1 protein-coding gene is annotated in these 325 nt (G+C 70.2%); it reads right to left on the bottom strand.

The window, feature by feature from the left end; genetic code table 11:
* Positions 1-86: 86 nt before the first annotated feature.
* The coding region (locus UK12_RS34585) for a MetQ/NlpA family ABC transporter substrate-binding protein (protein WP_045307190.1) at positions 87-325 on the bottom strand (239 nt) is incomplete at its 5' end.

The following is a 325-nucleotide window of genomic DNA, read 5'->3' as shown; positions in this document are numbered from 1 at the left end:
ATCCTGAGGTGCCTGGGGTCGTCCGTGATGTCGTCCGGGGTGCCGTAGAGCCCGGTGGTGTCCTTGAGCTTCAGCCGCTCGGCTTGCTACAGTACCCGCAGCGCGCGGACCTGGTTGGACGTGTCGTTGGGGACCGTCATCTTGCCGTTGTCACGGACCCCGTCCACGCTATCGTGCTTCAGCGAGAACAGTCCGAGCGGCCCGACCGACGTGGCGCCGATCGCCCCGGTCTCGGTGCCGTTGCCGGCGTTGAACTGGCTGCGGCCCGCCAGGCGCCGCACGGCGTTGACCTCGCTGCCCCCCGCTGCCGCGGCCTCGTTGGCCC

This window comes from Saccharothrix sp. ST-888, from assembly GCF_000955975.1.
Taxonomy (GTDB): Bacteria; Actinomycetota; Actinomycetes; order Streptomycetales; family Streptomycetaceae; genus Kitasatospora.
This window is presented reverse-complemented; position numbering and strand designations above follow the sequence as displayed.